The organism is Bacillus sp. V33-4, from assembly GCF_002860225.1.
Lineage (GTDB): Bacteria > Bacillota > Bacilli > Bacillales > Cytobacillaceae > Bacillus_BJ > Bacillus_BJ canaveralius.
Window position 1 is genome coordinate 1 of the sequence record NZ_PGVC01000002.1, and the last position, 22,258, is coordinate 22,258.

Here is a 22,258-nt window from a genome sequence, read left to right on the forward strand (position 1 = left end):
CATGAATCCGCTTACACGTTTTAGGTGGAAATAAATTCCGCCAACAAATGCTTGACTCAAACGTACCTATATAAATATTTCATCATAACCATTCAAACATGCTATTATTATAATGGTTATAGGTAAAATTCAGGAGGACTTCATGAAAAAAACTGTAAAAGTCGTAGCTGCAATTATCGAAAACGAACAAAAAGAAATTCTATGTGCTTTAAGGTCACCTCAAATGTCTATCCCTAATATGTGGGAGTTCCCAGGTGGCAAAGTGGAACCCAACGAGGACCTTTTCTCTGCTTTAAAAAGAGAAATTGAAGAAGAATTGTATTGTCAAATTGAACCGTTAGAATTACATAATGACATCGTTCATGAATATGAAACATTTATCATTAATCTTATTGCAATCAAATGTAAGATTACCGGAGGAACTCCAAGTCCAACCGAGCACTCAAAACTGATATGGCTGAAACGTGAAAACCTAAACTCACTTGTATGGGCTCCAGCAGATATACCCTCAGTAGAACAATTGATCAATGAAAAATAGTCTTCTCAAAAGAGAAGACTATACTTTTTTAGTAAGCTCGGTATAAAGGTTAAAGGGTAATTCATTTTCTAATTTAAGCTGGACCGTTATTGGGTTATTATCTTCGAATTTAATCGTATTACCCTTTCCGATGTAAATAAAAGGTTCGTTTTTACCATCAATTTGCCGATATTTCCTTACAAATAAGTGAAGATTAATTCCTCTAGTTCTATTGTGAATAATATTTTGTCCTGAATTTGTACGTTGAGAAGTAGTATGTGGAGTCTGCCACTGAAAATGTTGGGTGTCTACTATTTCATCTTTGTATGCCAACCTTTCTTCAACGTCCGCCTCTTTGTGCAAGTCTATATAAAGGAAGTAGTCATTTCCATTCGTAAGCAGTCCCGATCCCCTAAAAGAGCTATGACTTTTTCGGAAATTAGAGAGCAGCGCTGCATCCGCCATTTTATATTGCTCGTACAATTTAAAATGAGGTACTCCATAGTATTCATTCATATATTCCTTTTCATATCTGAAAATCCCATAGGTAATAATGTCTTCAATGAATTCCCTGTATTCTGGATTAGCCAGGACTTTTTCAAAAATAGGCGTCTTTACAAGAATCCCATTTGAAAACTGAAATAGCTTCAAGTTAGTCTTTAATTGACCACTATCATAAAAGTCTTGATTTAAGTACTGGAAGGCATGTAGAACAGTATCATCATCGACATCTTTAACCAGCTTTAGAATTTCATGTTTAGCTGTTACCAGAGAAATTTCCTTTTGATTCAAGAGATAACGTATCACCACAAAATCAAAAACACGTTTAATTGGCAGTTTACTAGATAACTCTTTTATAACCCCTTCAAATGAGTCATCTAATAATAATGTTTTTAACCCTTCATCCTTTTCAACTTTAACAACAAATTGCAAATATGTTTTCTCGCGGTCAATAAATTTGATCGGATCGGGTGCTCCGTCATACTTCAAATAGTCCAGTAAAAAATAAGGAGTTCGACCTTGGTTTAGTTTTTTAAACTCAAAATATTCTTCCTTCAGGTACTTCATCGAGTTGAAGTTTTCCTGATCTATTTGCTTCAAGATTCGTTCCTGCGAAACTTTGTCCATTTGAATATGAGTACAGCCAGGAATATTAGCAAAATCTGTAGCAACGGCCACCTTTAAGCTTTCCTTGTCATAATACCGGCTACCATTAAGCGCTAAGGCAATCAAAAACGTTTTATTATGATTACCGATAAAATCTAGGACCGTAAGAAAGCTCTTGCTTCCATGCTTCCTCAACCCACGTCCGAGCTGTTGGATAAACACGATTGGAGAATTTGTAGGCCTTAACATGAGAACGGAATTAACGGAAGGAATGTCTACCCCTTCATTAAAAATATCAACGGTAAAAATAAATTCCAACTCGTCTTGTTCATTTTCTAAGCGGTTAATCGTGCGTTCACGTGTTTCAGAAGAATCTCCGCCATGTAAACAAGTACTCTTATATCCCCTGCAGTTAAACTCGGCAGCCATATATTGTGCATGTTCAATGCTTGCACAAAAACCAAGGCATTTTCGTTTCTCTCCATCGTGTCCATAAAAATTCATTTTTTCAATAATAAAATCAACCCGCTCATTTACTTTCAAGCGCTTAGTAATCTCGGCAATATCGTCAATTACAACATCACTTAAATCGATTCCTTCTATATCTGTGATCCCGAAATAATGAAACGGAATTATCAACTCATCATCAAGGGCCTCATGAAGCCGAACCTCGAGCGCAACATTATTATCAAATAAATCGAATACATTATAGCCATCAGTTCGCTCAGGGGTAGCAGTCATTCCAAGTGTAAATTTAGGGTCAAAATATTCTAAAACATTCTGATAAGTAGGACTAGTAACATGGTGAGCTTCATCTATGATTATGTAGTCAAATTCATCGCTCGCATATTCATGGTAACACTTCGAAAGGGTCTGAATTGTTGCGAATACATAATCAGCATCACTCTCCTTATGATTTCCTGTCAATAATCCAAATTTGATATTTTCATTTGGAAGCAGCGTTTCAAATGTATCTTTTGCTTTCTTTAAAATCTCTTCCCTATGTACTACAAATAGAAGTTTCTTTGGCCTGTAGCTTTTTACATCAAAGGCTGACATATAGGTTTTTCCTGTACCAGTAGCTGCTATAACAAGAGCTTTCTTTTCTCCATAACTCCGAAGTCGCTCTAAATTTTCTGTGGCCCTTCTTTGCATTCGATTCATAGTAATATATTCTGGTTTTTCAAAGATAAGCTGCTGAGCAGACTGTGTCTTGATCAAACTCTTAAGGAAATCTTCATAATCTTGAAGGAGATTATCATCTGCATCCTGGCTCATATTCCAAATTTTATCGTATTCCTTTAAAACTTCTTTTATAAAATAAGAATCCTCTTTTGAAACGATTTCTACATTCCACTCAATATTACTCTTTAAAGCACTTTGTGTAATATTGGATGATCCAATAATCACTTTATAGCTATCTTCATATTCAAAAATATAAGCCTTAGTATGAAAACCAATCTCTTTATCCGTCACAAATACTTTTAACTTAACTTTAGGAAACTCACGAATCTTTTCCAATGACTTTACATCGGTAAAATTGAGATAGGTAGAGGTAATGATCTTCCCAGAAACACCTTTATCCATGGCTTCCTTTAAAGGATCAAGCAAAAGCTGAAGACCACTAAAGTTCATAAACGCCACACTAAAGTAGAACCGCTTGCATTCATTCATTGATTTTACTAGCTCTCTTAACAAATTCCCTTTATCGGAGTTTACAATTAATTTCTTTTCGACTTGCATGAAAGGTCCCCTGACTAAAAAAACATTTAATGTTAAAATTTTACTATAAAACAGTTGGACAGACAAATAAAATCAGTCGTCCTCTAAATACCTTCCAGTTCCACGAAATACTTCTTTTACATGCCAATGTATATATGTATGGTCGGGATAATAATTAGGACTTATAGGCTTCCTAATTTCTTTCCCATGGAACCGCATAAGCCACTCATTAAAACCATTGGTGCCATAGGTTTCTTCAGAAACAATCAATTTTCGATCTTCCAATATTGTAAATGCCCCTCTATCGAATAGTTTGTGGTGAAGGATACACAAACATAATCCATTCTCTTCAATTGCGGGCCCACCTGCCTGGTGCCATTTTATGTGAGCGGCCTCCAAACCAACCGGAACATGACCAACCCGAACATTAAAACCACAAACGGCACATTGATATTCGTAAGCTTTTAATATTTTTAATCTAAAATCTGGAGCCCTCTTATAACATTCTATATTATTACTATTTTCTTGAATGGGAAAATCATAACCGAGACCCACTGCCTGCAAAATATCATCGTGCAATGTTGTTGGAAAATGATCATTAAGAAGTTGAAAGGCTACCTCTTTTTGAAGCACTTTATTACTTTTTAATAACTTGTAAACGTCATCTGTAAATCCTCCGCTTACATGATTAGCAAGGAGATCCCTGTTAAAATTGGTCGAATCAATTGGTTGTGACAATCTCCAAAGGCCGTCGTTTTTCAATCGAACAAAGGGCTGCTCGGGATGATAGGATTTCCTTGATGGGCCAAATTCCAAAAGTAATTGTATTAAATCTTTTCGTACTTCCTCGTACGGTAGAAATTGTATATCCTCTTTCATTTTACCGAGGGCATAAAGAATAAGCAGAGGCTTATGAGGAGCTCTTTGACTTCCATTTTTCCAGATTGATAGGTTTTTTACCTTTTTAAGTAAATTAATTTGATCCATGACTATCCACACTTTCATGAAAAACTACATCTTGAACTATTATAACGTACACTTTTGCAGCTGAAAGATATAATACCTATAGCTTGACGTTTTTGAATGTTAACACGTTGCCGCGCACAAACAAATGCCCATATTTCAATTTTACCTTAAATCCAAATGATTGGAAAAACGTTTTAATAGATAAACAACATATCCTTTCTTCTTCAGCTCTCAACCACCAACGATTTCTTCTTCACAAGCCCCCGTATCCCCTGAAAATTCGCCAAAACCGTCCCCGTAATAATCGTAAGAGTCCCTATTCCTGTATACCAGGAAATCGCTTCTTGATAAACGGCATGCCCTAATAGCACAGCGATGATCGGCGATACAAATAGCCATGTGGATGGAAAGACCGGATTCGTTCTGGCTACCAGCCAATAGAAAAGACTGTGTCCAATCATGGAACCGAAAACAATCAAGTAAAATAGAGAAGCTAATGAAGCGAGGCTTAGATTGAAGGCAATTTGACCTGTTTCCGTTATAAACGACAAAACGATCAGCAATAGCCCGCCCAACATCATTTGCGCAGCATTCAGTGCAATCGGGTGGGTATTCTGAAACTTGTTTACCACCTGTTTCGAATAAATCGCTCCCGATGCATAAAACATTTCCCCTAAGATGATCGCCAAACAGCCATAGATCCATAACGAACTCGTGTCCATTGAAATACTCGGAAAGATCAGAAGCGAGACTCCTATCACTCCGATAATGCATCCAAGAAACGCTGTGCGATTTCCTTTTTGTTTTAAAATCAGATTCTGAATGACGAGGATCAACATCGGGCCGGTTGCGGACAAAACCGCTGCAACTCCCGATGTTACATATTGTTCCGCCCAATACAGGGTCGCAAATGTTCCAAAGGTCAGGCACACTCCCGTTATAAGCATCTCCTTCTGAAAAAGCAAGCTTATGGAAGTCTTTCTTTTCCAAACCATATAGGCAAAAAGCAGCATTCCTGCAAGAAAGAATCGGATCCCTGCTGAAAAAAATGGCGGCATTCCTATATCGACCCCGATTTTAATCGCTAAAAACGTTGTTCCAAAAATCAAGCACATAAACAAATAATTGACGATGACCATGATATATCCTCCTTTTTAACCATCATAAAAGCATGTGAGTAGAACAGTTTGATAAGAATAGACCAGTTGTTTCAAAATTGTGATAAAATAAAGCCATATTTAGGGGGTATGAAGATGGTGATGGTCACTCAAGGGGAGGATTTTCTTTTTAATCAAGTGTATGATTACGTGCTGAACCGGATTGAGCGCAGCGAGTGGAAGGAAAATGAGAAGCTTCCCTCCGTACGGCAGCTGGCAGCTGAACTGGAAATCAATCGCTTGACGGTGCTGAAGGCGTATAAGCTTCTGAAACAGGATAACAAGATTTATGCAAAGGATAAGGTCGGCTATTATGTGCAATCAGGGCAGCCTGATCATGAAATCTGCGATCATCCAATCTATACTGCCAATCTCTTAAAAAGCTCTTTATCTGAAATCCACCAGGCACAGGTTGATTTTAATTTTTCCCAGGCCCTGATCGATCCGAATCTGCTTCCGAATCATTATTTCTCCGATTACGTGAAAAAGGTGTTTGACCTGTATCCAAAGGTACTGGCAACCTACGCCACTGTCCAGGGTGATGAGGAGCTGCGTGATACGCTTTCGCTCTATTTTACGAAGCAATATAAGACGGTGCTTACGCCAGACAATCTGTTAATCCTGTCGGGTTCACAGCAAGGGATCCACCTCGTTGCCGAAACGTTCATCAAGCAGAGGGACACTGTTTTGTTCGAGCGGCCGAGCTACAGTACGGCCATCGATATTTTTAAGGCAAGGGGTGCCCGGATTCGAACAATTGACATCACCCCGGAAGGATATGACCTTGAGCAGTTAGAATATTATATGAAGCTTTATCGGCCGAGATTGTTTTACCTGAATCCTACCTTCCACAATCCGACCGGTTATACCGTGCCAGCTGAACAGCGCAAACAGCTGGTCCACCTGGCCGAGCAGTATCGCTGCCTGCTGGTTGAGGACGATGCCTATCATGACATTTACTTTGACGGAAAGCCGCCCGCTCCCATTTACACCTATGATACGGCTGGTTCGGTTATTTATATTCGCAGCTTTTGCAAATACATTTCGCCGGGCTTAAGAGTGGCCGCGATTATTGCCCAGCCAGCCATCATGAAATCATTGATATCTGCCAAGGCATTAACGGACAATGGCTCTCCCCTTCTTAACCAAAAAATCTTTCTTCATTATTTTTCATCACCCAGACTGCAGCAGCATTTAGAAAAATTGCGGATCGCCCTGCAAATCCGCAAGGAAATGATGGAGGACGCGTTGTCCAGTACAAATTGGGAGTGGCACAGCCCGGCTGGAGGCCTGAATCTTTGGGTGAAGCTCCCTGACAGCTTATCAACAAACGGGCTATTGGCTAAAGCAATCGAACATTCAATCTCCTTTGTGCCAGGCCAGATTTGTGACCCGTTAAAGGAATCCTCCCCGTGGATACGGTTGAGTTATTCCTATTCGAATGAAAAGCAGCTGCAAGAAGGGGTAAAGAAGTTGATCCTTGTTGCTGAAAAATAGAAAGGAGCAGATCGATGAATTTTAATCTGGATGAAGCGATTGGGGTTTTAGAACGCACCCCAAAAACATTGGAGCATTTTTTATCTGGTTTATCTCCTGGATGGGTGAGTTCCAACGAAGGTGAAGGAACTTGGAACGCCTCTGAAGTGATTGACCACCTTATTAAAGGTGAGAAAACCAATTGGATTCCTCGCATAAAGTGGATTCTACTAGAAGGTGAAAAGAAACCCTTTCCTTCATTCGATCGGTATGCACTTTGAACCTGACAGAAAGAACGATTGAACAAAAGCTGATAGAGTTTAAGACCCTTCGCGCAGAAAACATTGCAAAGTTAAAGAATCTGATAGATCCTGAAGTGCATCTAGAGTTGACTGGAACACACCCTGAACTTGGTATTGTAAAGATAAGAGAATTAATTTCTACCTGGGCTGTCCATGATTTAACGCATATTTCGCAAATCGTTAGGGTGATGGCTAAGAGATACAGGGTTGATGTCGGGGCTTGGCGTGAGTACCTTGGAGTTTTTAAGGATAGAAAATAACCTCTTTTTAATACCATAGGTTTTAATTTGTTAAAGCATTCTTAACTCTTATTTATTGACTTAGGTTTCTCCTACCAACGGATTAATTCTAACTTAGAAAAAAAATCACAAACTCAAAAAAAAGGAGCAAAGAGTCACATCTTTGTCCATCACCATTGTACAATCGAAGAAAAGATCCACCCAACGGTTTGGTCTACAAATAATAGACGAAGATAAATGTGCCGAATCTCCTTACATACCAAGGGACGGCAAGCAAGCCGTCCCCCGATGAGAGATATCAGTTTTACTAATAACTTGGAAATAGTACCTCGTGAATATTCCCCGGCTCTTGCCTTTCAGGTATCTCCGCCAGAGCCGCCTGCAACACTTTCCTTTGTGTTTCTTTATCGTGAGGCTTACCGAGCGAATGCCCAAATTCAAACCCTTTTGGATGAATAGCCCGCGGAGGTCTCATCAAACTGGATTGTTCAACATCCAGCGTGATTAAAGTTGTTGGAATTCCCTGTGATTCAATACCACGCTGCACTGTAACTACAGTGCGATGACAGAGCGGTCAGCCGGCCGTCAAGAGAACAGCGTCTGCTTTGGACCGGACGACTTCTTTTACGAGCGCGGGAATGGTTTCTTTATTAATTTTGTTCAGTCTCATGGAATAGCCCATCATCGTTAGATGTTTTTCTGCTACTCCGCCAAGGTCTCCGTCAGCGACCATTTCTCTTAACCTGTCGATCGGAAAAACGGTGTTAATATCCTCTTTCGGAGCATCTGTATTATAATGCTCCTTTGGTGCTGCATGGGTGACGGTTAAATTCTTTGCATCAACATCGCCAGGAATGATGCGGAATGTTGCATCCCCTTCGGCAGGATCCGTGTTATACGGCTCCTGATCCTTCATGTGCACGCCGGAGGTTGAAACGATCATAATTGTCATTTCATTGAGCGGTTTGCTGCTGGGTGTATATGGGATAGCTTTTCTTGAGAGTTCCATACACAGCCTCCTTTTTTTCTGCTTGTTAAAATTACCTGCTTACAGTTTGCGTAAAACATCAAACAGCTCTTCATTATCTGGTTGCCTGTCGATTGGATGAACATCAATCCACTGAATGATCCCTTCTTTATCAATGATAAAGAGGGCACGTTCTGAAGCTCCGTATGCTGGTTCATCTTTATTCTTGCGAAGGACACCATATTTTTCCGAAACTTCTCCGTGCGGATAAAAATCGGAACAGAGCGGATAGGACACTCCGCCAATTGATTTTTGCCATGCATCATGACTGTGGACACTGTCAACTGAAATACCCAGGACCTGGGTATCAAAATCTTCAAAACGAGGCAGATCATCCTCGTATGAAGGCATTTGCGCGCCTCAAACCGGTGTCCAATCTAGAGGGTAAAAACATATGAATACATTTTTGGATCCGCGATAATCACTCAAAGTAACCGTGCGATTACCATGGGCTTCCAATGTGAAATCAGGTGCTTGATCACCTACTTTTAAGGTGCTTGTTTCAGTAGCTCCTTGTGGCATATTAACTCTCCTTTCTTGTTATTCTTTCATGCTCAACAATGTTTATTATCGGCTACTGCTTTCAGCTTTAACCTCTAAAATATGCAAAATTTACATCCGGCAGGTGCTCTTTAACAGAAAAGGATGTCGGTTCAAGAACCGACATCCTCCTACTTTCCTTCACCGTTAGCTTCCCATCTTGATATTTCTTCTCGAACCATTGGCGCAACTTCTTTTCCGAGCAGTTCTATCGCTCTCATCACATCGTCATGCGGCATTGTTCCAACCGGTACGTGCAGCATAAACCGTGTGACACCGACATTCTTCCGAAGGTGAATTATTTTTTCGGCAACTGTCTTCGGATCACCTACGTACAAGGCACCTTCGAAGCTGCGGGCGGCGTCGAAGCTGGAGCGGTCATACGGCCCCCATCCACGCTCCCGGCCCAGTTTATTCATTGCCTGCTGGGTAGATGGGAAAAATTTATCGGCCGCTGTTTCCGTATCCTCGGCAATGAACCCGTGTGAATGCGACGCTACCGTGAGCTTCGATACGTCATGACCTGCGTGCGCTGCTGCCTTTTTATAGAGCCTCACAAGTGGTTCAAAATGCAGCGGGCTGCCACCAATAATCGCCAGAACTAATGGCAGTCCAAGCAGGCCTGCACGAGCAACGGATTCGGAATTACCCCCGCTGCCAATCCATACAGGCAAAGGATTCTGAACAGGGCGCGGGTACACACCGAGATTTTGAATCGCAGGACGATGGCGACCTTGCCAGATGACTTTCTCGGACTCGCGTATTTTTAACAACAACTCCAGCTTCTCTTCGAACAGCTCATTGTAGTCATTTAAATCGTAGCCAAACAGCGGAAAAGATTCGATAAAAGAACCCCGCCCTGCCATGATTTCTGCACGTCCGTTGGAAATCGCGTCGAGTGTAGCAAAATCCTGAAACACTCGCACTGGATCGGCAGAAGAAAGAACCGTTACTGCACTTGTCAGCCGTATCCGCTTTGTTTGGGACGCAGCCGCTGCCAAAATGATAGCAGGAGCTGATGCCGCGTAATCTTCACGATGATGTTCCCCTACACCGAATACATCCAATCCTACCTGATCTGCCAGTACAATTTCCTCGACCACTTCCCGAATTCGCTGGGCATGACTGATGACCTCACCGGTTTCAACATCCGGCGTTGTCTCTACAAACGTGCTTAAACCTATCTCCACTGAATCTTCCTCCCATTCTAGTCGTAGCTACATGTCTCTTGCTGATCTTTTGATATACCTTTTCTAAAAGATACCACTCTTATCCAATCTGTGCACAATGCACTGCTTTTTCGATGATATGTAGAGTTGCTGTTGATTAGTGAAAAAATGGAAATCTGAATTTTATTCATTTTTTCTATAGACTTGGCCACCCATTTCATTAATCCCTTTTGGGTTCATCTGAAAATAAAATGTCTGCAATTTTTAACTGATATATTGTTTTCTAATCACAAAAAACAACATTCCATACATATTTTCTGACACATCCTTGAAAGGTTGTCGAACTCGAAATAAAGCACCGGTTTTTGATTAACCGGTTTGGGGAATAGGAAGAATGACAATACAGGATGGAGGAATTTAGTTTAAATGAAAATACTTTTGATTATCGCTGTGATTGCAGTTGCGTTTGTGGTGTATAAGAAGTTTGTTAAGCGAGGTTAAAATAAAGGGGCTCTTCTGAGTCCCTTTTTGACTGGATATAGGGTGCAGCCGATATTGAAGAATGCACCTGTAGTTCATGATCTATATATTTATTCAAATAACTTCATTCGAGTGGCATTTTTCTCTACTTCAATGAAGCATGCTCCCACAATCCAAGCCTTCCTTTCGCAGGAATAAATTCATCAAGCATCTTCCTGTCCTTAACCTCCCAAGCATAGCTTCCCACATCAAAGTCACCCAATATATAATCATTGCCCGATACGATCCGTCCATCCTCCAGGATTGCCCATGTCGTCTTGTCTTCCGTTACCTTTAAACAATTTACAAGCTGACATATACCAATAATCATCCCGGTTGGAAGAGTACCCTCTGTGTAGCCATGCTTGCCAAGTAAATACAGTATACCCTCATGGCTGCAGACTGCCTTGTCCACTTTCTTGCTAGTATGAATCGCCAGCGGCCCACGATAATTTGTCCTCCATGTCCTTGTTTCATATTGGGCTTCGCCAAGGATGAATAGACTTGCCCAAGGCTGGATCATTGATAAAACCTTCAAATACAGTCCCTCCAACCTGAAAAAATACTTTGTCTTTAAAGTATCCAGATGGAACAATATTATTAGTACAGGCAGTTCCTCAGAATTTCCTTACGCCCCCATAAAATGAAAATGACAATACAGGGGAGGAAATTAGTGCAATGAAAATACTTTTGATTATCGCTTTGATTGCAGTTTGCCTATGTGTATATAAGAAGTTTGTTAAACACAGTTAAAATAAAGGGGCTCTGCAAAGTCCCTTTTGGGTTGAGCAAATCTGCCCAAAAGTTTTAAAAAATCGTTGCCCTCCCTGTTATTTCACGTTTTTTCCTCCTTAACAAATTGTTTCACCCACGATATTTTCTCCAGTAGGCTAAAAATGACCTACCCTTTGGGCAGGTCAAGTGCTTGATATGCTAACTGATACTTTCCTCCATCAGCTACTTCTGAATGGTACAACGCCTTTAGGGCAAAGTTTTTCTCAAGATCATGCTCTTCCATCAGAGTTTTTAAGTGCGTCTGCAATTCTTTATTCTCTTTGACCAGCTGTTTCATTTGCGTCTTAATGTACTTCACGAGATGTGTAACTCCTTTCACCCACCAAATCTATATACTGAACTTATCATCAATTCAGAAAAAAAGCCTGATCCTGTACTGTGTTAACTCTAACATACTAGGGGTCAGGCACTGAAGTTTCTCATCCTCACAAAGACGACACTTATAACTTTATTGCCGTTTTAAAGTGTTCATGACTTTATTAGTTTATAATTTTTATGATTGACCACAGTTTTGATTGGAACGTCTTTTTTTACATCCCTGCCAATTTCCGCAATAACAGAGTTTTCCCGTGTCACTAATACTTTCCCCTTCTGTCCTTGTTCATTCCCTCTTGATATTTGGATCATATCTCCAATATTTGCTTTGTTAATGTTCTCTGTCTGGTTCTCACTTTTTTCTTCTGTCATTTCATGTCCCCCTCGTTATACCATGTTTATGCGATGCGATTTTTCATTTCACCAAGTTAGTATTACCCTTCCCATTAACTATACAAAACTAAAATATAATAAAATGGATGGGAAAATAGGGTAATCCTACAGTTAGTATATAACAGATCTCATTTGTTTCTCATCTTCTACAAAAAGAAGTCCCTTAAAAAATAAAGGAAAATCGTGCTCAGCATTTTTTCCACCGCTGAGATGGAGTTTCATAATATCTTTGTTTATTCGTGGGGTTTTATTATTATGAACGACTCGGCGGCCACTGATTTTATCTTCGAACGCGGCTTTTCCTCTAACAACTTCATCCTTTTTTGGAGCTTCCATTTTAGGTATCTCGAAGCCGATGTATTTTTCAATTGCAGAAATGAATTTTCCTTTATTGCCAGCTCTTCCTGTTCTTCCTGTCCGGTGGACATAGCTCTCTTTTTCCATTGGTACATCATTATTCATGAAAAGTGTGACATTATCAACGTCTATGCCTCTTGCCTCTACATCGGTGGCGATTATGCCTACGTTTCATGCCCAAAAAATAAATTAATAAGTACTAATTTTACATTTGTTATATATTCCCTTCTTAAAACGAAACTATATAAATCATACTATCTTCATACCCCGTATTGCGTATACTACTGTATATAACGAAAAGGATGCCCCAAACGCGAAAATTTTGGGACACCCTATACATTATTGACTGCGTACTCCTTTGTAGGCCTCCTGTATCAATTGTTCCATTTCATCCACAAATATTTTAAGCATCTTTTCCCCTTTTTCTTTAGATGCTTTTGTTGCATCACCAAAAACGCCGCTTTTACTAAGATCTCCTAAGGATATTGTGGATTTACCATACAACATTGGCTTGTCAGGGTATTCACTTACAGCCTTCGACATATCTACCAATTCAGATTTTAGTGCTAACATTAATGAAGTTTCAAATTCACATGCATGAACCATTCCATGCCAGCTTGGAGTCTCACAATGCTCTTTCATAATTTCATTTAGGTTTGGATAGAACAGGTAGATCACTGGTATATCAAGTTCATCCATCAATTCTCGTGCTGCATATTTCATACTGGTTTTGTTTGAATCGTGGCCATTTACGAGAACTAACATTTTTACTCCGTATCGGGCCACACTATGAGCAACATCCTTTACCACTGCTTCAACATGGTGCTGCTGTAAGGATATTGTACCTGGAATGTCTCGCCAAACCCAGGAATATCCAAAGGGCATAGAAGGCAATAATATCGCCCCGGTTCTTTCAGAGAGTTGTCGTGAAATGCCTTCTGCTAAAAAAATATCTACACCGAGAGGTAAATGATGGCCATGCTGCTCTGTGGCTCCTAATGGCAAGATCGCAACAGGGAAATTTCCCACTGCTTTTCTTGCTTCATCCCTTGTCATATAAATTAGCTCTTTGGCCTTTTGCATGCTCATTACCCCTCATTCTTTAATACTGATACATACTCATATGCTTTTGCCCTGATTTTTTCTTTATCCTTTTTTGTTGCTCCCCATGGAACTAGATCACTGCCGATTCCAAAGGAAGAACATCCAGCTTGATAAAACTCCATTATGTTATCCAAAGACACTCCGCCTACAGCCATCAAATGCAAGTTAGGAAAAGGACCCTTTAGATTTTTTACATAATCAGATCCGAGATTGCCTGCAGGAAATAACTTTTGCACCTTTATATTTTGATTGATGGTCTGCATTACTTCCCCTGGTGTGAATACACCCGGGAAAACATTTATATTCAACTGTAGAAGCTGCTTAATAAGTTCCTTGTCCCAACCTGGAGTAATCACGTATTTTGCTCCCGCTTCTATTGCTTTTTTCGCTTGATCAATATTTGTGACTGTTCCTACCCCAAGGTTTATTTTTTGTCCAAATCTTTTATTTAATATTCTAATGCATTCAAGGCCTTTTTCTTCTTCACTCAAAGATACTTCCACCCAGTTGATTCCGCCTTCAATCAAGGCTTCTTGAACATCGATAACATTAGATGGGTCGACTCCGCGAATTATAGCAACGATGGTTCCTTTATCAACAATCATGATAACACCTTCCTAAAATTGAGCCAGCCAGCGGGCTGGATTTTTAACAAAAATCATCTCAATATCTTCCTGGCTGACACCCTCATCCAATAAGCGAGGGATAAACTTTTGGAGTATATACTCAAATCCAGGTCCGCCGCCATAAGCATGAAGATAACTTTTTCTTCCCATATCAGCGGATACCAACAATTGTTTCACATACCCATGGTCGATCATATTTTTTATCAGCTCAACCCGTACACTATCTGGATAATATTTAATCTTACTTGCCCCATCAAATTGCACGTATGCCCCTCGCTTTGCCAGTTGCAAGTGATAATAAGGGTCTGCGTTTCGGTCGCTATGGCCTACCGCTACTTTTGTGAGGTCCACACCCTCTTCTTCAAGTATATCGAGCATTTCCTGGCCCATCGTTCCAGCTTCAGTGTGAAGCCATACCGGTGCCCCCGTTTGGAGTTGGGCTCTGGACATTGAACGAGTCACTTTTTCTTCTAAGGGATGAATAAGTTGATCCCAGGAGCCGGATTTCAAAAATCCTGCTTTAGCGGAAGTCCCATCCATTCCGATGGTAAGGTCACGCACTAATTTCTGCGTTATTTCCTCAATTGTTAATGCTTGGACCCACGTTGGAAAATAAATATGCTTATTAAATCCTGTAGTCATTACAAGATGTACACCCGTTTCCTGAGCCATTCTAATTAAGTGCTTTGCGTCACGGCCATAATCTAAAGTTGTCGCATCAACAAGAGCATTCCCGCCTGCGTTTTTAAATCTCCATAATTCGCTGACGCTTGCTTCATAATCGGTTAATTCTAAATCGCGGTCTTTTTGGCTTGCAGGGGGATTTGCCCACAAGTGTTCATGACTATAAGTAAATCCGAGCTCCTTTGCTTCTATGTCACCTAAAACAGTGCGAACTTTCGCCATTTCTATCACTCCTACAACAATTTAAAGATTAAAATAGTTAGAGGAAAGAATGCTGATTTCTTTCCTCATTTTTCTTTTAATTAAATTCCAAATCCAAATAGCGATCCAACCAGGCGAATAAGAATAATCACGATAATCGCATCAGGGGAAGCAAACCAAAGTCCTTCAACACCGTATTGGGTTACATCGACTAGCGGATATGCAAGTGCGACGAGCAATGTCCAAGTAAATCCGAGGAAAAATCCGCTGAAAACAGCTCCCCTTCTTCCGCCTGTCGCGTTCCCAAATACGCCTGCAGCTCCACCCATAAAGAACAAACCAATAACAGATGGGAGTACTACTACTGGCAGAAAACTAGAAATCAATGTTACTAGTAAACCACCAACTAATGCAGCCAAGAAACCGAGAGTCACTGCTATCGGTGCGAAAGAGTAGAAGATTGGAACATCCAGGGCTGGTTTCGCTCCGGGTACAATTTTTTCACCGACGCCTTTAAACGCTGGGACGATTTCACCCAGGAACATCCGAACCCCTTGCAATAATACAAGGATACCGACAACGAAAGTTAAGGCAGTCATAATCGAGAATTGAATCATGTTCTGCCCGCCTGCAATCTCCTCCATTTTGGCAGGACCGACAAATAATGCAGTAACCACATAAATGATCACCATGACAATCCCCATTAAGACACTCATATCTTTCAGGAAATCCAGTGACTTTGGTACTTTTACGTCTTCAGAAGATTTTTCTTTATTTCCAACTAAACCCCCAACCCACCCAGATAAACTAATCCAGGAACTTCCCCAGAAACCGAAGGCCACATTATCATTGCCAGTTATTTTACGGATAAACGGCTGAGAAATAGCAGGGAATAAAACCATCGATATACCCTGGATAATGGAACCTAGAATAACTGTCATTGAAGTTGAGAAGCCCATTTGGCTGAACACAATTGCCATTGTTCCAGCAAAAGAGAACATCATATGTCCAGTCAAGAAGATATACTTCCATTTTGTCAGTCTTGCAATCACTAAGTTAATTAAAAAAGAGAATATTAGTATTAAAGCAGTTTCTTTACCCAACACTGTTTGGACAGCGGCAACAAGGGCGTTATCTTCAGCAACTATTCCTGTTAGTCCAAACGCTTCCGTAAACATTGTACTAAACGGTATTAAAGCGGTTACAATAATGTTCGCACCTTGTTGCAGAATCAAAAATCCAAATACCGTTTTTAAAGTTCCCTTAATAATATCCGAGGTCGACTTTCTGAGAGCGATCAATCCAACCGCTGCAATAATTGCTAAAATGATAGCCGGGTTGCTTAAAATCGAAACAATAGCATCTAACATTTATTTCACCCCTTTGGCAACTCTTTCGATTACTGGCATTACTTTTCTTTCAATTTCTTCTTTGTCCAGTAAATTATTAATCGCAACCACTTCGACAGACTCCCCGTCAAGTTCTGAGGCAATTTCACCTGAAGCCACCATAAAATCACACTCCTTACCTTTTGCAGATCCTAAATCTACCGCTTCTCCCTGGATGTCATAACCATGTTTTTTTCCAATAGCCTGAACATCCATCAGCAACATGAGCGATGTTCCAAAACCCATACCGCATACCGTCACAACCTTCATTCTCCCCACACTCCTTAATTAAAGATTGAAATAATTTCTTCTTTATTATTTGAACTTAAAATTATTTCCAACTTTGTTTTATCGCCTAAAACTGAAGCCAAGGATTGCAGCATCCCAATATGACTGGTGCTGTCAATTCCAGAGATTGCACAAACCAACTGGACTGGATCGTTTGTTGGATGCCCGAATTTCACTGGGATTTTCAACCTGACAAGGGAAACACTTTGCTGGAGAACCCCATGCTCAGGCCTTGCATGGGGGATTGCAATGGACGGTGCAAGGACAATATAAGGCCCAATGTCCTGAAAGCCTTTAACCATTGCATCAACATAGCGTTCCTCAACAATGTTCTCTTCCACTAGTAAGGCACCGGCACTTCTGATTGCTGCTTCTGCAGACTCTGCTTCAACATCCAAACTAATTAATTTCTCATTTAACTGCAGCATCCTGTCAATCACTTCCTTCACTAAAAGACTTAAATTTATTTCTTCCAAATAGATCAATATCATACTGATAACGATCTGATCGGTTAGCCATTTCAACTAATTCAAACGGTGTGCCATCAGGCAGATAAGAAACCCTCGTGATATGAAGGATTGCCGAATCTGGAGAAACTCCCAGCTCAAGAGCTTCCAAATCGTTCGCGATTCTTGCCTGGATTCTTTCGTGCGCCTTTTCTAACTGAATGCCGTAATCCTCTTCCAGGACTTCATATAGAGATTCTTTGTTTAGCCCTTTTTCAAGAAAACCCGGTACAAATTTTGAGCGAAAATAGTTAATCATGATAGCAATAGTCTCTCCATCAGCACACCGGAGTCTCTTTAAACAGATGACCTTTTCACCTTTAGACAATTTCAATTCTTCGGTCAATTTTCTTGAAGGTTCAATCTCATGCATTAACAGATTTTTAGTTTCGATTATTTTACCTTTTAATCTCATCTCTTCAGTCCAGCTTGTAATGGTCCCCGCTTTTTGTACGATCTTTCGCGATTGAACAAACGTCCCTCTTCCTTGCTTTTTCGAAACAACTCCCTCATTTACAAGCTCATCAATTGTTTTTCGAACGGTGATTCGACTTACTCCATACATTTTTTCAATTTCGGACTCAATCGGAAGAGCGTCACCTTCCTGTAAATTTTCTTCTATGAACTCTAAAAGAGCAGTTTTGAGTTGCTTGTATAGCGGCTCTTTAGCGTTTTTATTTAGGGGTATAATAGCTCCCACCTCTTCCTATAAAAGGTTATCATCTTTTATTTATTGTAACCGTTTTCTTTATAATGACATTATGATGTTTAATGTCAATAACATAAATTAATTCACTAAACATTATAATGTTTAGGTGTTCACCTTACATGGTTTCACCACTTGCATGTGACCACTCAAAAAAAAGTTCGATTAAACTCAACTAAGTTAGTAGAATGCACTTTTGTTTTAATGTTTCTAGAATCTATCATCGTCCCACTTTATGTGTTTTTATGAAAAATAAAAAGCCGTTAAGACCTATATCTCAACGGCTTCAACAGTTTATATTTTTAATTAGTAAAATGGTAAACTACATAATTTAAGTTAAGAGTATAATTGATCTTCACAAGTTTCTGCAGCCAATAACAGGCTTCCGATAACCCCTGCATTATCTCCCAACCCAGGATCAACAATATATTCATTCAAATCTGGTATTGTTACATAGTTAGCCATTAGCTTAGCAAACTCATCACGAATCAGCGGAAATAGTTGCTTTTGCTTCATAACACCGCCGCCGAGGATGATTTTCTCCGGCCTTAAAGTTAGTGAATAGTCTACAAGTGCTTGTGCTATGTAGTAGGCTTCAATTTCCCAGACTTTATCCGCTTTTTCCAGCTCATCCCCCTTACTGCCATACCTGCCTTCAATTGCTGGTCCTGCTGCTAGCCCTTCGAGACAATTCCCGTGGTATGGGCAAGTGCCTTCGTAAGTGTCTTCCGGATGTAATCTAACCAAGACATGTCCCATTTCCGGATGTCCATAACCTTCTAATAGTTTACCGTTAACAACCGCCCCGCCACCAATTCCTGTGCCTACGGTTAAGTAAAGGCAACTTTCACAACCTTGTGCATTCCCTTTTTTCAGTTCGCCATATGCGGCTGCGTTCACATCTGTCGTCCAGGCAACCGCAACCGGATAACGGTCTTTGATCGTCCCCACAAAATCAAAATTACTCCAGCCCGGCTTTGGTGTTGTCGTGATATGTCCATAAGTCTCGGAATTCTTATTTACATCAATCGGACCGAACGAGGCAATCCCAATTGATTTCAAAGAATATTGATCAAAAAATTCAAACACCTGGTTAAGCGTTTCAGCAGGGCTTGTAGTTGGGATACTGATTCTGTCTTTAATTACAAATTGATCATCGCTTACCGCACAGACAAATTTTGTGCCGCCGGCTTCTATTGCTCCGTAATACATTGTTTCACCTCCAATCAGAATCAGTCGCTATTTCCACACAGAATCGAACTTCCACGATTCAATGCTGTTTACACGGACTTTACCGCCTTTTGTAAAAATATTAAACTGCGTGCTGTTGTCATCCGGGTAGATCCGGTTTGTGATGACTTGTTCCCCATCATTGACAAAAAGCTCGACAGATGTTGTGTCCATAAAGATACGCAGGTTGATGCTTCCATTTGGCCTCACTGCCATCGGAGCTTTGCTGGTTCCTTTTTCACCACAGCCGGAATTGTTACGGTCCATGATGATTTCTTTCTGATCAAGATCCAGCAAAATTTCGGTTCTTTGTTTTCCATCTTCTGAGCATCTTAGCTGAATTCCGAATAATGCAGCATCTGTTTCGTTCATGTCAAAATCAATGATTATTTCCGAGACGGGTTCTTGTGATTCATTGATCGTTGTTCGTTCAGCTACTTCGAAGCCATCCAATCTTTTGTAATCGGATCTTAATTGAGCCAACTCGGGTACAGGCTTTTGCTTAACGATGCCGTCTTCCAAAATAAGTTCCCTCGGAATTGTCATCGCTCCGGCCCAGCCGAACTGTTGGGAAGGCATTTTTGTCAGCCACTTTTCCATCCAGCCGATCATGATTCTCCGGCCTTTATCGTCAATCAATGTCTGCGGTGCATAGAAGTCAAATCCATAATCCAATGTTCTATAAATCCCTTGTGTGAAAATGCCTTTATCATAGTCCATGTCACCAATTACATAAAACGGCTTTTCGTTTTGCGTTCCATACATTGGCGAAACAAGCAGGACATGAGAATGATTTAACGGGAATAAATCTGGACACTCCCACATATCTCCCTGGGTGCCATTGCTTTCTGCGGCAACCCCTTTGTAATCCCAATGCTTTAAATCGTCAGAGACATATAGAACCGCTTTTCCTTTTCCATCCTTGTTTGAACCAACGACCATGTACCATTTATCTTCATGCTTCCATACTTTTGGATCTCTAAAGTCTTTTGAACCATCAACCGGAAAATCAGCTATCACAGGGTTTTGTTCATACTTTTCAAAAGAAATTCCATCCTGGCTTGTTGCGATACATTGAACTTGTTGCGGCGAGTTGCCGTCTACATGTCCCGTATAAATCAGAACGAGTTCTTCATTGTCTACCACTGCACTGCCGGAGAAACAGCCATATCCTTTCACGTCTCCGGAATCGTAGGACTCGGAAGGTGCCAGGGCAACCGGCAGGTGTTCCCAATGGACCAGGTCTTTGCTCTTTGCATGCCCCCAGTGCATTGGACCCCAGCTCGAAGCATACGGGTAAAATTGATAAAACAAATGGTACTCGCCCTTATACTGCACCAAACCGTTGGGATCATTGATCCATCCAGTCGGTGCCATGAAGTGATATTTTAACCGGTAAGGACTTTCCTTGATGTTGTCTTTTTTATCCGCTATTTCTTCGTTTGCTTTTTGAAGAGCTGTGAGATGTTTCGTATTTACCATATTCATTCATAGCACCCGCTTTTGTTTGATAATAGCTTCGTAAATACACATGTTAAAAACGTAACTTCTAGATTTATTTGCTTAAAGTACCCTTGACACGTTTAGCATGCTCGATATTTCCGAAAGAAGATTCTCTTGTTTTTTTGTATTTTATGTCCGCCTGGTTTTTCTTCTCCGCCACATAGACCGCTTCTCTTTCTTTCGCGGATGCATAAGCTTTTTGTTGCTCTTCATTTAATTCCTTTTTCGCTTTTTGGACCACGGCAGGCATTTCCGCAACATGAGGAATTCTTTCTTCTACTGGGAGAATATCAAGTTTTGGAGATGGCAGAGTTTGATACCAGTAAGCAGTAGAAGACCAGTCATCAGATAAATGGTTCGCATGTCCATGCTCCAGCGTAACCTTGATGCTCTCAGAGAAATGGATAGGGTCTGCGATGTGAAATCTGTAAGAAACCTGGTAGCCCGGTTTTTCACTTTCATGAATGATTGAACCGTTATATAAAAAGGCATTTTTCTGCATTCCCCAGGCATGTCCGAAATAATCTTCACTGCCTGTTCCGTTAATGCTTGGCTGTTTTTCTCCATCGATGAAAATCATGTCATCGCCTTCGCCCCACCAGCTGCCCTGAAAGTGATTTACCGATAAATTGCAGCCGACATAATGACCCTTTCCTTTTATATCCAGGATTACATAGTTATCTTTACCGGAAAGGTTCGCTACGCGTTGAACTTCCGGACTGTTTACTTGTAGATCATTTCCCCAGCCTTCACAAGGGTTTTCACGGTGCCAGCTCGCATGGAAGTAAACTGTATCCTCAGGCAGTTCTTCTTTATACAGCTCATAATCAATATAATAATAGAGGCCAAACGGCAAAGAGTTTTCGTTCACGATTTCGATTTTGGCTTTTTTATTAAACGGCATCGGGAAGTAGCAGTTTAATGCGGCAGGCGCACCGAACTTATTAGCTTCTTCCGGTTTGACAGAGACGTTGAATGGGACTGATTCAAAGTTTCCCGGCAAGGAATGGCCGACACAGAAGAAATCTCCGAAGGGTGCTAAAACGCTTGGCGTGTCTTGATCGTCCCAAGTGATTTTAATCAATGCTTTCCGGTAATAGAAAGGATCTTGCTCCTCCCATGTAACACCAAGTGCATTGTGGATTTCATTGACAGGTGCGACATTGCTTCCTAAAGCTGGGTCAACAATACTCGGGCCCATAATTTTTCTGCAGAAAGAGGTCATCCAAAAATGCGTTAAACAGCCCGGTCCTTCAATTTCCCCCAATACAACAGACTCGTTTGGCGGAATTAGCCAGTAATCCTGGTTTCTTCCTGTTTGATCCGAACTTGAAATTCTTGCCGATCTTACATCCTTATGTGTTGTTAAGTTTTGCATTAATCCATTTGATAAAGTCATAGTTTTTTCGTCTCCCATTCTA

The 22,258-nt window shown here is 40.6% G+C and carries 22 protein-coding genes and 2 pseudogenes; 3 read left to right on the forward strand and 21 right to left on the reverse strand.

Going from position 1 to position 22,258, the window contains the following annotated elements:
* Positions 1 to 142 precede the first annotated feature (142 nt).
* Positions 143 to 538: a (deoxy)nucleoside triphosphate pyrophosphohydrolase gene (locus tag CVD23_RS00470; protein ID WP_101664665.1), complete on the forward strand. Its 396-nt coding sequence runs from the start codon at positions 143 to 145 to the stop codon at positions 536 to 538.
* A gap of 18 nt (positions 539 to 556) precedes the next feature.
* Here CVD23_RS00470 and CVD23_RS00475 read toward each other — a convergent pair whose 3' ends face one another.
* The 3 genes from CVD23_RS00475 to CVD23_RS00485 form a co-directional block, all read right to left on the reverse strand.
* On the reverse strand, positions 557 to 3,367 hold the full coding sequence (locus CVD23_RS00475; protein WP_101664667.1) for a DEAD/DEAH box helicase: 2,811 nt from the start codon (positions 3,365 to 3,367) through the stop codon (positions 557 to 559).
* 72 nt (positions 3,368 to 3,439) lie between these two features.
* Entirely contained in the window at positions 3,440 to 4,333 is an 894-nt protein-coding gene (locus tag CVD23_RS00480) for a phosphorothioated DNA-binding restriction endonuclease (RefSeq protein WP_101664877.1), read from the reverse strand.
* 203 nt (positions 4,334 to 4,536) lie between these two features.
* Positions 4,537 to 5,451 carry a DMT family transporter gene (locus CVD23_RS00485; RefSeq protein WP_101664669.1) on the reverse strand — a complete coding sequence of 305 codons (915 nt, stop codon included), beginning with the start codon at positions 5,449 to 5,451 and terminating at the stop codon, positions 4,537 to 4,539.
* A gap of 114 nt (positions 5,452 to 5,565) precedes the next feature.
* Between CVD23_RS00485 and CVD23_RS00490 the strand changes: the two genes are divergently transcribed.
* Together CVD23_RS00490 and CVD23_RS00495 are read left to right on the forward strand one after the other, a co-directional pair.
* The gene (locus CVD23_RS00490; RefSeq protein WP_101664671.1) at positions 5,566 to 6,966 is read left to right on the forward strand and encodes an aminotransferase-like domain-containing protein; all 1,401 of its coding nucleotides are present in this window, start codon (positions 5,566 to 5,568) and stop codon (positions 6,964 to 6,966) included.
* A gap of 14 nt (positions 6,967 to 6,980) precedes the next feature.
* A pseudogene (locus CVD23_RS00495) lies at positions 6,981 to 7,507 on the forward strand (DinB family protein).
* Between the two features lie 286 nt (positions 7,508 to 7,793).
* Here CVD23_RS00495 and CVD23_RS00500 read toward each other — a convergent pair.
* From CVD23_RS00500 to CVD23_RS00585, 18 genes and pseudogenes are all read right to left on the reverse strand, one after another.
* Positions 7,794 to 8,033: a hypothetical protein gene (locus CVD23_RS00500; protein ID WP_101664673.1), complete on the reverse strand. Its 240-nt coding sequence runs from the start codon at positions 8,031 to 8,033 to the stop codon at positions 7,794 to 7,796.
* Between the two features lie 27 nt (positions 8,034 to 8,060).
* Complete coding sequence (locus tag CVD23_RS00505; RefSeq protein WP_101664675.1) at positions 8,061 to 8,495, reverse strand: glycine/sarcosine/betaine reductase selenoprotein B family protein; 435 nt, start codon at positions 8,493 to 8,495, stop codon at positions 8,061 to 8,063.
* Positions 8,496 to 8,534: 39 nt separating this feature from the next.
* A complete protein-coding gene (locus tag CVD23_RS00510; RefSeq protein ID WP_101664677.1) occupies positions 8,535 to 9,035 on the reverse strand; it encodes a redoxin domain-containing protein in 501 nt (166 codons plus the stop codon).
* A 149-nt stretch (positions 9,036 to 9,184) separates the two neighbouring features.
* Complete coding sequence (locus tag CVD23_RS00515) at positions 9,185 to 10,243, reverse strand: LLM class flavin-dependent oxidoreductase (RefSeq protein ID WP_101578070.1); 1,059 nt, start codon at positions 10,241 to 10,243, stop codon at positions 9,185 to 9,187.
* A 604-nt stretch (positions 10,244 to 10,847) separates the two neighbouring features.
* A complete protein-coding gene (locus CVD23_RS00520) occupies positions 10,848 to 11,279 on the reverse strand; it encodes an ASCH domain-containing protein (protein WP_101664679.1) in 432 nt (143 codons plus the stop codon).
* 363 nt (positions 11,280 to 11,642) lie between these two features.
* Positions 11,643 to 11,834: a hypothetical protein gene (locus tag CVD23_RS00525; RefSeq protein ID WP_101578072.1), complete on the reverse strand. Its 192-nt coding sequence runs from the start codon at positions 11,832 to 11,834 to the stop codon at positions 11,643 to 11,645.
* Positions 11,835 to 12,004: 170 nt separating this feature from the next.
* Complete coding sequence (locus tag CVD23_RS00530) at positions 12,005 to 12,223, reverse strand: DUF2187 family protein (RefSeq protein ID WP_101664681.1); 219 nt, start codon at positions 12,221 to 12,223, stop codon at positions 12,005 to 12,007.
* A 216-nt stretch (positions 12,224 to 12,439) separates the two neighbouring features.
* A pseudogene (locus tag CVD23_RS00535) lies at positions 12,440 to 12,763 on the reverse strand (helicase-related protein); the annotation flags it as partial.
* 177 nt (positions 12,764 to 12,940) lie between these two features.
* Positions 12,941 to 13,684 (reverse strand): creatininase family protein, encoded by a 744-nt coding sequence (locus tag CVD23_RS00540; RefSeq protein WP_257987805.1) that lies wholly within the window; start codon positions 13,682 to 13,684, stop codon positions 12,941 to 12,943.
* Between the two features lie 5 nt (positions 13,685 to 13,689).
* The gene (locus CVD23_RS00545; RefSeq protein ID WP_101578075.1) at positions 13,690 to 14,310 is read right to left on the reverse strand and encodes a bifunctional 4-hydroxy-2-oxoglutarate aldolase/2-dehydro-3-deoxy-phosphogluconate aldolase; all 621 of its coding nucleotides are present in this window, start codon (positions 14,308 to 14,310) and stop codon (positions 13,690 to 13,692) included.
* 12 nt (positions 14,311 to 14,322) lie between these two features.
* Positions 14,323 to 15,237, reverse strand: a complete 915-nt coding sequence (locus CVD23_RS00550; protein WP_101578076.1) for a phosphotriesterase family protein — start codon at positions 15,235 to 15,237, stop codon at positions 14,323 to 14,325.
* An 80-nt stretch (positions 15,238 to 15,317) separates the two neighbouring features.
* Complete coding sequence (locus tag CVD23_RS00555) at positions 15,318 to 16,586, reverse strand: PTS ascorbate transporter subunit IIC (RefSeq protein WP_101664685.1); 1,269 nt, start codon at positions 16,584 to 16,586, stop codon at positions 15,318 to 15,320.
* A complete protein-coding gene (locus CVD23_RS00560; RefSeq protein WP_101578078.1) occupies positions 16,587 to 16,874 on the reverse strand; it encodes a PTS sugar transporter subunit IIB in 288 nt (95 codons plus the stop codon).
* A gap of 14 nt (positions 16,875 to 16,888) precedes the next feature.
* Positions 16,889 to 17,320: a PTS sugar transporter subunit IIA gene (locus CVD23_RS00565; RefSeq protein WP_101578079.1), complete on the reverse strand. Its 432-nt coding sequence runs from the start codon at positions 17,318 to 17,320 to the stop codon at positions 16,889 to 16,891.
* A 4-nt stretch (positions 17,321 to 17,324) separates the two neighbouring features.
* On the reverse strand, positions 17,325 to 18,098 hold the full coding sequence (locus CVD23_RS00570) for a GntR family transcriptional regulator (protein WP_257987807.1): 774 nt from the start codon (positions 18,096 to 18,098) through the stop codon (positions 17,325 to 17,327).
* A gap of 342 nt (positions 18,099 to 18,440) precedes the next feature.
* Complete coding sequence (locus tag CVD23_RS00575; protein ID WP_101664687.1) at positions 18,441 to 19,316, reverse strand: ROK family protein; 876 nt, start codon at positions 19,314 to 19,316, stop codon at positions 18,441 to 18,443.
* A gap of 27 nt (positions 19,317 to 19,343) precedes the next feature.
* Entirely contained in the window at positions 19,344 to 20,822 is a 1,479-nt protein-coding gene (locus CVD23_RS00580) for a glycoside hydrolase family 32 protein (RefSeq protein ID WP_257987809.1), read from the reverse strand.
* 67 nt (positions 20,823 to 20,889) lie between these two features.
* Positions 20,890 to 22,236 (reverse strand): glycoside hydrolase family 172 protein, encoded by a 1,347-nt coding sequence (locus CVD23_RS00585; RefSeq protein WP_101664689.1) that lies wholly within the window; start codon positions 22,234 to 22,236, stop codon positions 20,890 to 20,892.
* Positions 22,237 to 22,258 lie beyond the last annotated feature (22 nt).

What these genes read in the sequence shown, in the direction of transcription:
- CVD23_RS00470 (WP_101664665.1), top strand. Translation starts at nt 143, where the DNA reads ATGAAAAAAACTGTAAAAGTCGTAGCTGCAATTATCGAAAACGAACAA.
- CVD23_RS00475 (WP_101664667.1), bottom strand. Translation starts at nt 3,367, where the DNA reads ATGCAAGTCGAAAAGAAATTAATTGTAAACTCCGATAAAGGGAATTTG.
- CVD23_RS00480 (WP_101664877.1), bottom strand. Translation starts at nt 4,333, where the DNA reads ATGGATCAAATTAATTTACTTAAAAAGGTAAAAAACCTATCAATCTGG.
- CVD23_RS00485 (WP_101664669.1), bottom strand. Translation starts at nt 5,451, where the DNA reads ATGGTCATCGTCAATTATTTGTTTATGTGCTTGATTTTTGGAACAACG.
- CVD23_RS00490 (WP_101664671.1), top strand. Translation starts at nt 5,566, where the DNA reads ATGGTGATGGTCACTCAAGGGGAGGATTTTCTTTTTAATCAAGTGTAT.
- CVD23_RS00505 (WP_101664675.1), bottom strand. Translation starts at nt 8,495, where the DNA reads ATGGAACTCTCAAGAAAAGCTATCCCATATACACCCAGCAGCAAACCG.
- CVD23_RS00530 (WP_101664681.1), bottom strand. Translation starts at nt 12,223, where the DNA reads ATGACAGAAGAAAAAAGTGAGAACCAGACAGAGAACATTAACAAAGCA.
- CVD23_RS00540 (WP_257987805.1), bottom strand. Translation starts at nt 13,684, where the DNA reads ATGCAAAAGGCCAAAGAGCTAATTTATATGACAAGGGATGAAGCAAGA.
- CVD23_RS00545 (WP_101578075.1), bottom strand. Translation starts at nt 14,310, where the DNA reads ATGATTGTTGATAAAGGAACCATCGTTGCTATAATTCGCGGAGTCGAC.
- CVD23_RS00550 (WP_101578076.1), bottom strand. Translation starts at nt 15,237, where the DNA reads ATGGCGAAAGTTCGCACTGTTTTAGGTGACATAGAAGCAAAGGAGCTC.
- CVD23_RS00555 (WP_101664685.1), bottom strand. Translation starts at nt 16,586, where the DNA reads ATGTTAGATGCTATTGTTTCGATTTTAAGCAACCCGGCTATCATTTTA.
- CVD23_RS00560 (WP_101578078.1), bottom strand. Translation starts at nt 16,874, where the DNA reads ATGAAGGTTGTGACGGTATGCGGTATGGGTTTTGGAACATCGCTCATG.
- CVD23_RS00565 (WP_101578079.1), bottom strand. Translation starts at nt 17,320, where the DNA reads ATGCTGCAGTTAAATGAGAAATTAATTAGTTTGGATGTTGAAGCAGAG.
- CVD23_RS00575 (WP_101664687.1), bottom strand. Translation starts at nt 19,316, where the DNA reads ATGTATTACGGAGCAATAGAAGCCGGCGGCACAAAATTTGTCTGTGCG.
- CVD23_RS00580 (WP_257987809.1), bottom strand. Translation starts at nt 20,822, where the DNA reads ATGAATATGGTAAATACGAAACATCTCACAGCTCTTCAAAAAGCAAAC.
- CVD23_RS00585 (WP_101664689.1), bottom strand. Translation starts at nt 22,236, where the DNA reads ATGACTTTATCAAATGGATTAATGCAAAACTTAACAACACATAAGGAT.